The sequence below is a fragment of the Mycobacterium yunnanensis genome (assembly GCF_025823185.1).
GTDB lineage: Bacteria > Actinomycetota > Actinomycetes > Mycobacteriales > Mycobacteriaceae > Mycobacterium > Mycobacterium yunnanensis.
Genome location: NZ_JACKVK010000008.1, coordinates 928,341 through 940,789, shown reverse-complemented (window position 1 = coordinate 940,789; position 12,449 = coordinate 928,341). Strand labels below are relative to the sequence as shown.

General features: G+C 69.1%; 11 protein-coding genes. 2 read left to right on the top strand and 9 right to left on the bottom strand.

Annotated features, from left to right (window positions below; genetic code table 11):
- From guaA to guaB, 5 genes are all read right to left on the bottom strand, one after another.
- Complete coding sequence (gene guaA, locus H7K45_RS14530) at positions 1-1,560, bottom strand: glutamine-hydrolyzing GMP synthase (RefSeq protein ID WP_263996496.1); 1,560 nt, start codon at positions 1,558-1,560, stop codon at positions 1-3.
- A gap of 43 nt (positions 1,561-1,603) precedes the next feature.
- Positions 1,604-2,284 (bottom strand): hypothetical protein, encoded by a 681-nt coding sequence (locus H7K45_RS14525; protein ID WP_263996495.1) that lies wholly within the window; start codon positions 2,282-2,284, stop codon positions 1,604-1,606.
- 62 nt (positions 2,285-2,346) lie between these two features.
- Positions 2,347-4,083, bottom strand: coding sequence for a GMC oxidoreductase (locus tag H7K45_RS14520; protein ID WP_263996494.1), 1,737 nt, complete (start codon positions 4,081-4,083; stop codon positions 2,347-2,349).
- Between the two features lie 68 nt (positions 4,084-4,151).
- Complete coding sequence (locus tag H7K45_RS14515) at positions 4,152-5,291, bottom strand: GuaB3 family IMP dehydrogenase-related protein (protein WP_263997011.1); 1,140 nt, start codon at positions 5,289-5,291, stop codon at positions 4,152-4,154.
- 53 nt (positions 5,292-5,344) lie between these two features.
- Positions 5,345-6,886: an IMP dehydrogenase gene (guaB, locus tag H7K45_RS14510; protein WP_263996493.1), complete on the bottom strand. Its 1,542-nt coding sequence runs from the start codon at positions 6,884-6,886 to the stop codon at positions 5,345-5,347.
- A 177-nt stretch (positions 6,887-7,063) separates the two neighbouring features.
- Between guaB and H7K45_RS14505 the strand changes: the two genes are divergently transcribed.
- A complete protein-coding gene (locus H7K45_RS14505) occupies positions 7,064-7,468 on the top strand; it encodes a DUF5319 domain-containing protein (RefSeq protein WP_056556921.1) in 405 nt (134 codons plus the stop codon).
- Positions 7,469-7,510: 42 nt separating this feature from the next.
- Here H7K45_RS14505 and H7K45_RS14500 read toward each other — a convergent pair whose 3' ends face one another.
- From H7K45_RS14500 to H7K45_RS14490, 3 genes are all read right to left on the bottom strand, one after another.
- On the bottom strand, positions 7,511-8,761 hold the full coding sequence (locus tag H7K45_RS14500; protein WP_263996492.1) for an anti-sigma-D factor RsdA: 1,251 nt from the start codon (positions 8,759-8,761) through the stop codon (positions 7,511-7,513).
- Positions 8,754-9,332, bottom strand: coding sequence for a sigma-70 family RNA polymerase sigma factor (locus H7K45_RS14495; RefSeq protein WP_263996491.1), 579 nt, complete (start codon positions 9,330-9,332; stop codon positions 8,754-8,756). Before H7K45_RS14495 ends, H7K45_RS14500 begins: the two co-directional genes overlap by 8 nt.
- Before the next feature lie 88 nt (positions 9,333-9,420).
- Entirely contained in the window at positions 9,421-10,206 is a 786-nt protein-coding gene (locus H7K45_RS14490) for a hypothetical protein (protein ID WP_263996490.1), read from the bottom strand.
- A gap of 429 nt (positions 10,207-10,635) precedes the next feature.
- On the opposite strand from H7K45_RS14490, the gene H7K45_RS14485 reads away from it, so the two are divergent.
- Positions 10,636-10,926, top strand: coding sequence for a WhiB family transcriptional regulator (locus tag H7K45_RS14485; RefSeq protein WP_056556934.1), 291 nt, complete (start codon positions 10,636-10,638; stop codon positions 10,924-10,926).
- Here the strand turns inward: H7K45_RS14485 and H7K45_RS14480 are convergent, their stop codons facing one another.
- A complete protein-coding gene (locus H7K45_RS14480; protein ID WP_263996489.1) occupies positions 10,927-12,417 on the bottom strand; it encodes a threonine/serine exporter family protein in 1,491 nt (496 codons plus the stop codon).
- Between the last annotated feature and the right edge of the window lie 32 nt (positions 12,418-12,449).

Sequence of the window (12,449 nt, the reverse complement as noted above, 5' to 3'; positions counted from 1 at the left end):
CTACTCCCACTCGATGGTGCCCGGCGGCTTGCTCGTCACGTCGAGGACGACCCGGTTGACCTCGGGTACTTCGTTGGTGATTCGCGTGGAGATTCGTTCCAGCACGTCGTAGGGCACTCGGGTCCAGTCGGCGGTCATCGCGTCCTCACTGGAGACGGGCCGCAGCACGATGGGGTGGCCGTAAGTCCTGCCGTCGCCCTGCACGCCCACCGACCGGACGTCGGCCAGTAGCACCACCGGGCACTGCCAGATCTGGTCGTCGAGGCCGGCCGAGGTCAGTTCCTCCCGGGCGATCGCATCGGCGCGGCGCAGCGTGTCCAACCGGCTCGCGGTCACCTCGCCGACGATGCGAATGGCCAGCCCGGGACCCGGGAAGGGTTGCCGCCCAACGATTTCCTCGGGCAGGCCGAGTTCACGGCCCACCGCGCGCACCTCGTCCTTGAACAACAGGCGCAGCGGCTCGACGAGCGTGAACTTCAGGTCGTCGGGCAGTCCGCCGACGTTGTGGTGACTCTTGATGTTGGCCGCTCCGGTGCCCCCACCTGACTCGACGACATCGGGGTACAGCGTGCCCTGAACCAGGAAGTCGACGTCGCCACCGCCGTCCTCGACCAGCGTCCGCACCGCGCCCTCGAACGCCCGAATGAACTCGCGCCCGATGATCTTGCGCTTGCCCTCCGGGTTGGTCACGCCCGACAGGGCCTCGAGGAACCGGGCCTCCACGTCGACGGTGACGAGGTTCGCCCCGGTGGCGGCGACGAAGTCGCGCTGCACCTGCCCCCGCTCCCCCGCGCGCAAGAGCCCGTGGTCGACGAAGACGCACGTCAGCCGGTCACCGACGGCGCGCTGCACCAAGGCCGCGGCCACCGCGGAGTCCACGCCGCCGGACAATCCGCACAGGGCCCGGCCGTCGCCGATCTGCTCGCGGACCTGCTCGACGAGCGCGTCGGCGATGTTGGCGGGAGTCCACGTCGAGTCGATGCCGGCGAAGTCGTGCAGGAACCGGCTCAGCACCTGCTGGCCGTGCGGGCTGTGCATGACCTCGGGGTGGTACTGAACGCCGGCGAGCTTGCGGGACCTGTTCTCGAACCCCGCCACCGGCGCACCTGCGCTGGTCGCGATGACGGTGAAGCCGTCCGGTGCCTCGGTCACGGCGTCACCGTGGCTCATCCACACGGGTTGGCTCTCCGGGAGGTCGGCGTGCAGCTCGCCACCGGACACCTTGAGGTCCGTGCGGCCGTACTCGCTGGTGCCGGTGTGGGCGACGGTGCCACCGAGCGCCTGGGCCATCGCCTGGAATCCGTAGCAGATCCCGAACACGGGGACGTCGAGGTCGAACAGAGCCGGGTCGAGTTGCGGTGCGCCGTCGGCGTACACGCTCGCAGGCCCGCCGGAGAGCACGATGGCGGCCGGGTCCTTGGCCTTGATCTCGTCGACGGTCGCCGTGTGCGGGATGACCTCCGAGTAGACGCGGGCCTCGCGGACGCGTCGGGCGATCAGCTGCGCGTACTGCGCTCCGTAGTCGACCACCAACACGGGCCGGGGTGATGCCGTTTCCACCCGCTCAGTCTAGTGGCGCACGCCCGCGACCTCGTACCAGCGCCTAGGGCGACCCTGCCCGCCACAGCACCGACACGCCCTCGTCGGTGACGGCGATCGCCCGGATGAACTCCTCGTTGTCGAAACCCGGCAGATCCTGCAGTTCGGCCAGCAGGTCCTGGGCCTCGCCGACCGGCACCGACGTCGTGCGGCCGTCGTGATAGGTCAGGACGAAGAACGCGTCGTCGTCCCCGGTGCCGCTGGACGTGGTCATCAGCGACACCTGGGCGAGCCCGTCGGACGTTTGGGTGTTGGGTTGGGCCGCACGGTGGGCCTCGAGCAGGTCGTCGACCTCACGGCCGAAGGGCTGAAGGACCGCGGGCTCGCGGCCGGGCAAGGTGAATCGGATGGCCCGGTACACACCGAGCTGAACCGGCCCGACCATCCGCTCGAGACTCTCCTCCTCCAGGGTGGTCTGGTTGAGCGGCCAGGATCCGACCAGTCGTTCACCGCGGTCGGGTTCACCGGCGTCGGACTCGACGACGAACAGCCGCGTCGCACCCGCGCCGATCAACGTCCACACCGGCATGCCACCGGCAAGGTCCTGACGACCCGACGCACCAGCCTGCGAGCCCATTCCGGTGCCCACCCAGGTGAAGTTGGCGACGGCAGTCAGCGGCTCGTCGGCGAACGGCTGCGCCCGTTGGATCAGCAGCCGTGCACGGCGGCGCTGAAGGTAGTTCACCGCGTCATTGTCTCAGGATGGGCGCTGAAGCTACAGCGATGTCGGTCACCACACCGCGTCGGTCACCCGGCCGAGGTCACCGGTTCGATCGGCAGGCGCCGCAACGCCGCAGGTGCGTGGGCCGGCACGACGGGATTGCTCGGCGGGATGGGTTCCAGACGCTCATACGGTTGCCCCTGCGCGGGCCGCTGGTCGACCTCACCCTTGTTGGGCCACAGCGACGCCGCCCGCTCGGCCTGCGCGGTGATGCTCAGGGACGGGTTGACGCCCATGTTGGCCGAGATTGCCGCGCCGTCGACGACCGACAGCGTCGGATAGCCGTGCACCCGGTGGTATGGGTCGATGACGCCGTGCTCGGCGGTGTCGCCGATGACGGCGCCACCCAGGTAGTGGGCGGTCAACGGAATGTTGAACAGCTCGCCCCAGGTGCCGCCGGCGACGCCGTCGATCTTCTCCGCGATCCGCCGCGTGACTTCGTTGCCGGCCGGGATCCAAGACGGGTTCGGCTCGCCGTGACCCTGCTTGCTGACCACGCGACGGAAGCCCAGCTTGCTGCGCTTGGTGTAGGTGGTGATCGAGTTGTCCAAGTGCTGCATGACCAGCGCAATCATGGTGCGCTCACTCCACTTTCGCGGGTTGAGCAGGCGCATCGTGCCCCTGGGGTCGGATTGCGCGGCCTGAATGAGCTGCTTCCACCGCGGAACGCCGGTCCCGTCGGGCAGCAGACCGTCGGTCATCAGGGTCTGCAGCAGACCCATCGCGTTGGAGCCCTTGCCGTAGCGGCAGGGCTCGATGTGGGTGTCCTCCGTCGGGTGGATCGACGAGGTGATCGCCACGCCGTGCGTGAGGTCGAGGTCGTCCTTCACGCGCAGCCGGCCCGCTCCGACGATCGACTCGGAGTTGGTGCGGGTGAGGACGCCCAACTTCTCGGACATCTTGGGCAGGCGGCCGGTGTCGCGCATCTTGAACAGCAGCTTCTGCGTACCCCAGGTGCCGCCGGCGACGATGACCTGCTGAGCCGTGTAGGTGGTCTTCTTGCGGCGCAGCTTGCGGCCGGTGCGGACGGTGTGCACCTTCCACGATCCGTCGGCCTGCGGCTCGAGGTCGACCACGGTGGTCATGGGGATGATGTCGGCGCCCGCCGTCTCGGCCAGGCCCAGGTAGTTCTTCAGCAGGGTGTTCTTGGCGCCGTAGCGGCAGCCCGTCATGCAGGACCCGCACTCGATGCACCCGGTCCGGGCCGGGCCCACGCCGCCGAAGTACGGGTCGGGCACAGTCTTCCCCGGCGTCTTCTCGCCGTTCTCTCCGAAGAACACGCCGACCGGGGTGTGCACGAACGTGTCGCCGACGCCCATGTCGTCGGCGACCTCCTTGAGGATGCGGTCGGCGTCGGTGAAGGTGGGGTTGGTGACGACCCCGAGCATGCGCTTGGCCTGCTCGTAGTGCGGCATCAGCTCGGCGCGCCAGTCGGTGATGTGGGCCCACTGCGGGTCGTTGAAGAACGGCTCGTTGGGCACGTAGAGGGTGTTCGCGTAGTTGAGCGACCCGCCGCCGACACCCGCACCGGCGAGGATCATCACGTTGCGGAGCAGGTGGATGCGTTGAATGCCGTACATGCCGAGCTGGGGCGCCCAGAGGAACTTCCGCAGATTCCACGACGTCTTGGCCATGTCCTGGTCTTCGAACCGCCGACCGGCCTCGACGACGCCGACGCGGTAACCCTTCTCGGTCAGCCGCAGTGCGCTCGTGCTGCCACCAAAACCCGAACCGATGATCAAGACGTCATAGTCAGCAACCATTTGCCCATTATGAACTTACCGGCAGGTAACCCGCTAGACAGGAGACCCTAACTTGTAAAGCAGTCGGGTCAGGACCCGACCGTCAAGCCCACCTTTTGGAACTCCTTGAGATCGCAGTACCCGGCCTTTGCCATCGACCTGCGCAAGCCTCCGACCAGGTTCAACGAGCCAAACGGATCGTCGGACGGTCCGGTGAGGACCTGCTCGAGTGACGGGCGCTCGCCGCGTGCGATCTGCAGCATCGCACCACGTGGCAGCGACGGGTGCGCCGCCGCCGACGGCCAGAACCAACCGTCGCCAAGCGCTTCGGCGGCCGTCGACAACGGGGTACCGAGGACGACCGCGTCGGCTCCGCAGGCGATGGCCTTGGCAAGCTCGCCGGAGGTGTGGATGTCACCGTCGGCGAGCACGTGGACGTAGCGGCCACCCGTCTCGTCGAGGTACTCGCGGCGGGCCGCGGCCGCGTCGGCGATGGCGGTGGCCATCGGGACGCTGATGCCCAGCACCTCGTCGCTGGTCGTCACCCCGGAGGTGGAGCCGTACCCGACGATGACGCCTGCCGCACCCGTGCGCATGAGGTGCAGCGCGGTGCGGTGGTCGAGCACGCCACCGGCGACCACCGGCACGTCGAGCTCGGAGATGAAGGTCTTGAGGTTCAGCGGTTCACCGGACCCGTCGCGGTCTCGTGCGACGCGCTCTGCGGAGATGATCGTGCCCTGGATGACGAGTAGGTCGATCCCGGCGGCGACCAGCGCCGGCGTGAGGGCCTGGGCATTCTGCGGGCTGACCCGCACCGCGGTGGTGACGCCGGCCTCGCGGATGCGGGCGACCGCACTGCCCAACAGATCCGGATCCAGGGGCGCGGAGTGGAACTGTTGCAGCAGCCGGATCGCCGCCGACGATTCGGGCTCCTTCGCCGCCGCCTCGACCACCTGGGCGACCTTGGCCTCGACGTCGGCGTGGCGGCCGATCAAACCTTCTCCGTTGAGCACCCCGAGGCCACCGAGCCTGCCCAACTCGATGGCGAACTCGACCGACACCAGCGCATCGGTGGGATGCGCGACGACGGGCACCTCGAATCGGTACGCGTCGAGCTGCCACGCCGTCGACACGTCCTGCGACGACCGGGTGCGACGCGACGGCACGATGTTGATGTCACGGAGTTCGTAGGTCCGGCGGGCGGTTCGGCCCATGCCGATTTCGACCATGTCACGCATATGTCAGATCGTCTCTCTTCGCGCGAGCGCTCATCGGCGACTCCCTAGCGTGCGTAGTAGTTGGGGGCTTCGGTCGTCATCGTGATGTCGTGCGGGTGGCTCTCCTTGAGCCCGGCCGCGGTGATCTGGACGAACTGCGCCTGCTGAAGGTGCTCGATGGTAGGCGAACCGGTGTATCCCATCGCCGCCCGGAGCCCGCCGGTGAGCTGGTGGATCACCGTCGACAGCGGGCCGCGGAACGGCACCCGGCCCTCGATGCCCTCGGGGACCAGCTTGTCCTCGCTGAGCACGTCGTCCTGGAAGTAGCGGTCCTTCGAGTAACTCTTCTGCTCGCCGCGACCCTGCATGGCACCCAGTGATCCCATGCCGCGGTAGCTCTTGAACTGCTTGCCGTTGACGAAGATCAGGTCGCCGGGGGCCTCGGCGGTGCCGGCCAGCAGCGAACCCAGCATCGCGGTCGACGCCCCCGCCGCCAGCGCCTTGGCGATGTCTCCCGAGTACTGCAGCCCGCCGTCGGCGATGACCGGCACGCCGTGGGGTGCGCAGGCGGCGACGGCCTCGAGGATGGCCGTGATCTGCGGGGCGCCGACACCGGCGACGACGCGGGTGGTGCAAATCGAGCCGGGCCCGACGCCGACCTTGACGGCGTCGGCTCCGGCCTCCACCAGGGCCAGGGCCGCGGCGCGGGTGGCGACGTTGCCGCCGACCACCTCCACGCGGTCGCCGGCGACGGTCTTGAGCCAGTGCACCATGTCCAGCACGCCACGGTTGTGGGCGTGGGCGGTGTCGACGATGACGACGTCGACGCCCGCGTCGACGAGGGTCATCGCCCGCTCCCGGGCGTCGCCGCCGACGCCGACCGCGGCGCCGACCAACAAACGGCCGTCGCTGTCCTTGGTGGCCAGCGGGAACTGCTCGGTCTTGACGAAGTCCTTGACGGTGATGAGGCCGGTCAACTTGCCGTTGCCGTCCACGATCGGCAGCTTCTCGATCTTGTGGCGGCGCAAGAGGCCAAGGGCCGCGTCGGCCGTGACGCCGGATTGCGCGGTGATCAGCGGGGCCTTGGTCATCACCTCCGACACCGGCTTGCTGGTGTCGACCTCGAAGCGCATGTCGCGGTTGGTGATGATCCCGACCAGGGAGCCGTGTGCGTCCACGACGGGCAGCCCGGAGATGCGGAACCGCGCGCACATGGCGTCGACCTCGGCCAGCGTGTTCGTCGGCGAGCACGTGACGGGATCGGTGACCATGCCGGCCTCGGAGCGCTTGACCGTCTCGACCTGTCCGGCCTGCTCGGCGACCGGAAGGTTGCGGTGCAGCACGCCCATGCCACCGGCGCGGGCCATGGCGATGGCCATCCGCGATTCGGTGACGGTGTCCATCGCCGAGCTGACCAGCGGCACGCGCAGTCGGATCCGCCGGGTCAACTGGCTCGAGGTGTTGGCGTTGGCGGGTACGACGTCGGACGCCGCGGGGAGCAGCAGAACGTCGTCGAACGTCAGCCCGAGCATTGCGATCTTGGTGGGATCGTCCCCTCCGGTGGACACCGGTACGGCAACGGGAAGGTCGCTTTCAGCGATCGACATGGGTGGGGCCTCCAGGTGGCGCAGGACTAAGGGACCATCCTATCGGGGTCCCGGGCGGAGCTTGGCGTACACGCACCGTTGGCAACGCGGTGGCAACACTCGCGCATCCCCGAAAAGTGCCTGGAATACGGTGCGGACGGCTGGCGCGACACCCGACGTGCTGAGTAGTGTGGAACCGTGCGTGACCATCTGCCACCGGGTTTGCCGCCCGACCCCTTCGCCGATGATCCGAGCGACCCCACCGCGGCGCTGGACGCACTGGAACCTGGCCAGCCGCTCGACTCCCAGGAACGCATTGCCGTCGAGGCCGATTTGGCCGATCTTGCCGTGTACGAAGCTTTGTTGGCCCACAAGGGCATTCGCGGGCTGGTGGTTTGTTGCGACGAGTGCCAGCAGGATCACTATCACGACTGGGACATGCTGCGGGCCAACCTCCTGCAGCTGCTGGTGGACGGCACCGTACGGCCGCACGAGCCCGCCTACGACCCCGAGCCCGACGCCTACGTCACGTGGGACTACTGCCGCGGCTATGCCGACGCCTCCTTGAACGAGGCGACGACGGAGTCGGACGGATATCGCTGAGGGCTTAGCCCTCCCTCGTCACACCACTTACCCGCGCGCCGGTCATCCCGGCGGCACGATGGTCGTCGTCGTGGTGCTCGGCGCGGCGGGGGCCGTCGTCTGCGTGCTGGGCTGAGCCGCGGGCGCCGGGGCCGGTCGGGCGGATTCCACCGGCGGTGCCGCGGGTGCGACCGCTGGAGGCGGGCTCGTCGTCGACTGTCGCGTCACCGTCGTCGTCGTGCTCGGCGCGGTGCTGGAGGCCACCGGCGTGCTGGTGGCCGCCGGCGTGCTGGTGGCCGCCGGCGTGCTGCCGGGGGCTACCGAACTCACCGGGGCGGCGGAGCTCGACGGCGCCGGGGTGCTCGTCGGTGTCGTCGCAGCCGCGGGTGACGTGCTGGTCGCCGTCGGCGCCGAGGTGGACAGGACCGTCGACGACGACGGGAGGGCCGACGGGCTCGACGACGGCGTCGCGGAGGAGCTGTCCGAGGGCGGCGTCGTACTGCTCGACGCCGAGTCGGTCGGCGAGGTCGGCGAGGTCGGCGAGGTCGGCGAGGTCTCAGTGTTGGACGGCGACGTCGTCGTCGACTCGGACGTCGAGGCGTCCGAACCTTGGGTGGTGGTCGTGTCGGAGCTGGGGCTGCTCTCCACGACGGGCACCGGCAGCCAGGTCAGCGGCGAGGACGGCAGGGCGGGCAACGGCTCTCCCGGCGGCGGCAACGTCGCGGCGGGGTCCTGCTCGACGACCTTGTAGGTCAACGCATTCCACTGCTCGACGAGCTGCTGCTTCTGCTCGACCGGTCCGACGTCCTGCACGGTGCTGCTGACCGCGACGAGCTTGCTCTGCGCCTCTTCCCACTGCCCGTCGTCGATGAGCTGCTGGACTTGCTGCAGTTGCGCCGACGCCAGCGACACCTGATCGTCGCGGGTTTGCTCGTGCTGACCGAACAGGGCGGTCCGCATGCCGTAGAGGCTGTCGCCCGGGCCGGCGCCGTAGACGGCCGTACCGAAGCCACCGATGCAGAGCATCGCGGCGGCCACGGATCCGACGACGGCCAGCGATCGGCGCGATCCCCGGTCCTTGGCAAGACCGCCGTTGAGCGCGTCGACCGCGGCCCCCAGCGAGACCGGAGAGGTGATGGGTGCGTCGCGCACGTCGTCACGCAGCTCGGAGAAGAGGAAGGCGAGTTCTGCCTCGGCGTGGTCGGTCGGGTAGGCGGGCTGTTTGGCGGCCAGCGCCTCGAAGAAGCGGTCGGCGCGGTTGATCTCGTTGAGCGAGGGGTCACCGCCGTTGTTCCACCGGCTGGAATCAGGCATCGGCGTGCCTCGATCCGTTCAGTTCGCCTTTGAGTCGCGCAAGCGCCCGGTGCTGAGCCACCCGCACGGCGCCGGCGGTGCTGCCGACGGCCTCGGCGGTCTCCTCGGCACTCATGCCGACCACGACTCGCAGGACCAGGATCTCGCGCTGCTTCTCGGGCAGGATCGCCAGCAACTTGTTCATCCGCTCGGCGGCGTCGGAGTCCATCGCCATCTGTTCGGGACCGGCCTCCAACGAGGGTCGGTCCGGAAGAGTGTCGGTCGCGTCGGCCCGGTTGCGTCCCTGGGCGCGATGAGCGTCGGCGACCTTGTGTGCGGCGATGCCGTAGACGAAGGCCAGGAACGGTCGTCCCTGATCCTTGTAGCGCGGCAGCGCCGTGATGGCGGCCAAGCACACCTCCTGAGCCACGTCGTCTGCTGACAGACCACTGCGTTCCGCTGACCCGACCCTCGCCCGGCAATACCGGAAGACGATCGGCCGGATGGTCTCCAGCACTTCCCGGAGTGCATCTCGATCGCCATTGACCGCTCTGGCCACGACACCATCGAGACTGTCTCCCGAAATTGTCATCGTGGGCAGTATCTCCAGCGTTACGGATGGGGCGGATGTCGGCGGGTGCGCCAGCTAAAGAGTAGTGATCGCTCACTGTCTCGCAGCCTCACCGCGCCGACCATGCACCGCCCCGGTGTTCGACGAGGTCCGCCGACGCATCGCGAACTGCGGCGATCCGTGACGGCGGGTGCACTGAGCTTCCGATGTCGGCGAGCAGGCAGGCCACGGCCCACCGCAACGGCACCAGCCCGTGGCGATCGGTGGCCGCGAGGGCGTCGTCAGCCTGCGCCCGGGAGCCCCCGAGGTCCCCGGCGGCGCACAGTGCGGCGGCCAACACGATCCGCGACTTGGTGTCGTGGCGTACCGAGCCCAGGCCCGTGGCCAGGCCGACCGCGCGTCGGGCGTGGTCGACCGCGGCCGCGCCGTCTCCGGTGAACATGGCGTGTTCGGCGCGTACCCAGGCCAGTCGGACCGGCAGCCGGCCCTCGCGGACCGCGGCTCGGCCCACGACGTCCTCGGCGCGGGCCAGGAGCCGGGCCGAGAGGGCGTAGCGGCCGACACCCAACGCGTCGGCCGCCAGCCCGGCGAGCGCGTCGGCTCCCGCGGTGGCGTCGTCCCCGGCGGTGGCCCATGCCCGGGCGTCCCACCCCCGCGCAACGGTGTGCCCGCCGAGCTGACGGAGGAACGACGCCCGGGTGCTGGCGGCGAGAGAGGCGAGCGCACCGGGAGATCTGGTGCGCTCGAGTGCATCGAGGTCGGCCAGCGCGGCACCGTAGCGGCCCTGACCGCCGGCTGCCACGGCGCGGAGCCACAGCTGCGTCGGGGTGCTCGCCCCTGGCAGGGGCCAGCGGCCGGGTCGGGACCCGAACGCGGCATCGGCGAATTCGGTCATCAGCGGGGACGCTATCAACGCCGCACACTGGTTTCCGCAGGCCCGTCGGCGTGGTCAGACCCGGCGTCGAGGCGAAGTTCCGTTAACAGTGAGTGGTCGCCGCGTTACGTCGACGTCAACCGAGTCGGCGGCGCCCTCGGGCCGAGCTACGCCGCGTCGAGGCACGAGCAGCGCAAATGCGCAGTGACGCCGATCCAGGCGCGAAGTCGAGTAAGCGGTCTCGTTTCGCCCGCGTCGCATGGATGAACGTGATGTAAATTCTCGGCCTGCCGTTATGTGGTTGAGCACATGCGCGGGCTATTGACCCATGTTCACGAGCCCTTCTAGTTTGTGTGCACGAGTAGTCATCGGCGACACGTGCTCGGATCGGTTATACGACTCACGCTTTCGATCGTTCGCGAAAGATGCGCGTAGAGAGGGGTTTTCCTCATGCCACAGCCGCAGCAGTTGCCCGGGCCCAACGCCGACATCTGGGATTGGCAGATGTCAGGACTTTGCCGGGGCGTCGACTCTTCGATGTTCTTCCATCCCGACGGGGAGCGTGGACGGGCTCGCGCCCAGCGTGAAATGCGTGCCAAGGAAATGTGCCGGAGCTGCCCGGTGGTGACTCAGTGCCGGTCACACGCCCTTGCGGTGGGTGAGCCCTACGGCATTTGGGGTGGCCTTAGCGAGTCCGAACGTGAGCTTCTGCTCAAGCGGGGCATTCGCCGCAGCGCCTAGCTAGGACTGCCGTTTGAGGGCGCGGTCGACGGCGTGCGCGGGGTCGACGAATGGGGTGGGCTCGTCTGATCCCACAGTGCGCTGTTGGCTCAGCTTGCGTTCCTGCAGCCGACGCTTGCGCACCTTGAACGAACTCCACTCGCCCAGCGTGACGCCCGCCGCGAGTGCGGTGCCGATGGCCATCGCGCCCAACACCGAGGCGAATCCGACGGCGTGCTGGTCGTTGAGGATGGCGTAGATGCCGTGCAGCAGGGCCAAGCCCGGCAGCAGCGGGACGATGCCCGCAATGGAGACGACCAGCGGCGGCGCCAGGTTGCGACGTTCCATGAGCCTGCCGACCAAGCCGATCGGCACCGCGGCGGCGAAGGAGGCCACCACCGCACCCAGGCCGGCACCCTGCGCCAGCAGGAACACCACCGTGCCCGCGGCTCCGCCGAACGCCGCGGCTACCGCGGAGGTGCGTTCGGCGTAGCAGGCCAGTGCGTAGGCCGCCGCGCTCGCGGCACCGAAGGCCACGCGTGCCGGCACCTCGGCCAAGGCGGGCGGGGCGTACCCGCTGATTGCGACGAACGGCGCGCCGAACTGGCCAGCCAGGTGCAACACCAAGGCCACCCCGGAGATGGTGGCCGCGGTCATCATGACCAATTCGAAGAATCGGGCCGCGGCGGTCACGGGCGCCCCGGTGATGACGTCGCCGACCGAGCCGACCAAGGACAGCCCGGCAAGCAGCACGACAAGGCCTGCGGCAATGGCGACCGTCGGCTCGAAGTCCAGGCCCAGCTTCGGGCTGAGCCAGTAGAGCACCAACGGGGGCGCGGTCGCGATGGCGCCACCTACTGCGTACTGGAAGAAGAACGGCAGGCCGTGCTTGTTCAGCTGGCGGTTCACCCGGTCGATCGTCATGGCGCTCAGCGCGCTGACGAGGCAGGCCAGCAGGCTGGCGCCGAGTGTTCCCGCGGTGGCGAAGGCCAGCGCACCCCAGGCCAGGGTGGCGATCCACCGCTTGTAGGGGTGCGGCGCGGTGGTGATGGCGTCGAGTTCGTCGCGAGCGGTGCTCGGTGACAACTCCCCCGCCCGGATGCGCGTGATGAGACGGTCGACGGCGGCCAGCCGGCTGAAGTCCATCGACCGCGACTGCACGATGTGCAGCGTGCTGGCCGGCGCCGCCGTGGGGCCGCGGTAGGCGGAGACGTGGATCGTGGTGTTGATGACGTCGACTTCGCAGCGTTCCAGACCGTAGGCGACGGTGATCGCGGTGACGTTCTCCATCGTGGCGGTGGCCGGCATTCCGGATGCCATCAAGATCGCGCCGATCGACCCGGCGAGGTCGAGCACCTCGCCGACGCGCGCACTGTAGGCGGCGTCGAGCTTGCGGCTGCTCTCGGTGATCCGGGGCAGGCTGCCGGTCGGGGGGTCGGTCTCGCGAACGATGCGGCTCAGCAGGTCGCGCTGACGCGCCCGCCACTGCTGGCCCGCGTGGGTACGGGGCATGTTCACTGCACTGATCTCCTGTTGACGACTAC

Bases quoted from the DNA above. Each gene is read 5' to 3' on its own strand.
- H7K45_RS14490 (WP_263996490.1), bottom strand. From the start codon at position 10,206: ATGACCGAATTCGCCGATGCCGCGTTCGGGTCCCGACCCGGCCGCTGG.
- H7K45_RS14500 (WP_263996492.1), bottom strand. From the start codon at position 8,761: ATGCCTGATTCCAGCCGGTGGAACAACGGCGGTGACCCCTCGCTCAAC.
- H7K45_RS14520 (WP_263996494.1), bottom strand. From the start codon at position 4,083: ATGGTTGCTGACTATGACGTCTTGATCATCGGTTCGGGTTTTGGTGGC.
- H7K45_RS14515 (WP_263997011.1), bottom strand. From the start codon at position 5,291: ATGGTCGAAATCGGCATGGGCCGAACCGCCCGCCGGACCTACGAACTC.
- guaB (WP_263996493.1), bottom strand. From the start codon at position 6,886: ATGTCGATCGCTGAAAGCGACCTTCCCGTTGCCGTACCGGTGTCCACC.
- H7K45_RS14495 (WP_263996491.1), bottom strand. From the start codon at position 9,332: ATGACAATTTCGGGAGACAGTCTCGATGGTGTCGTGGCCAGAGCGGTC.
- H7K45_RS14485 (WP_056556934.1), top strand. From the start codon at position 10,636: ATGCCACAGCCGCAGCAGTTGCCCGGGCCCAACGCCGACATCTGGGAT.
- H7K45_RS14480 (WP_263996489.1), bottom strand. From the start codon at position 12,417: ATGCCCCGTACCCACGCGGGCCAGCAGTGGCGGGCGCGTCAGCGCGAC.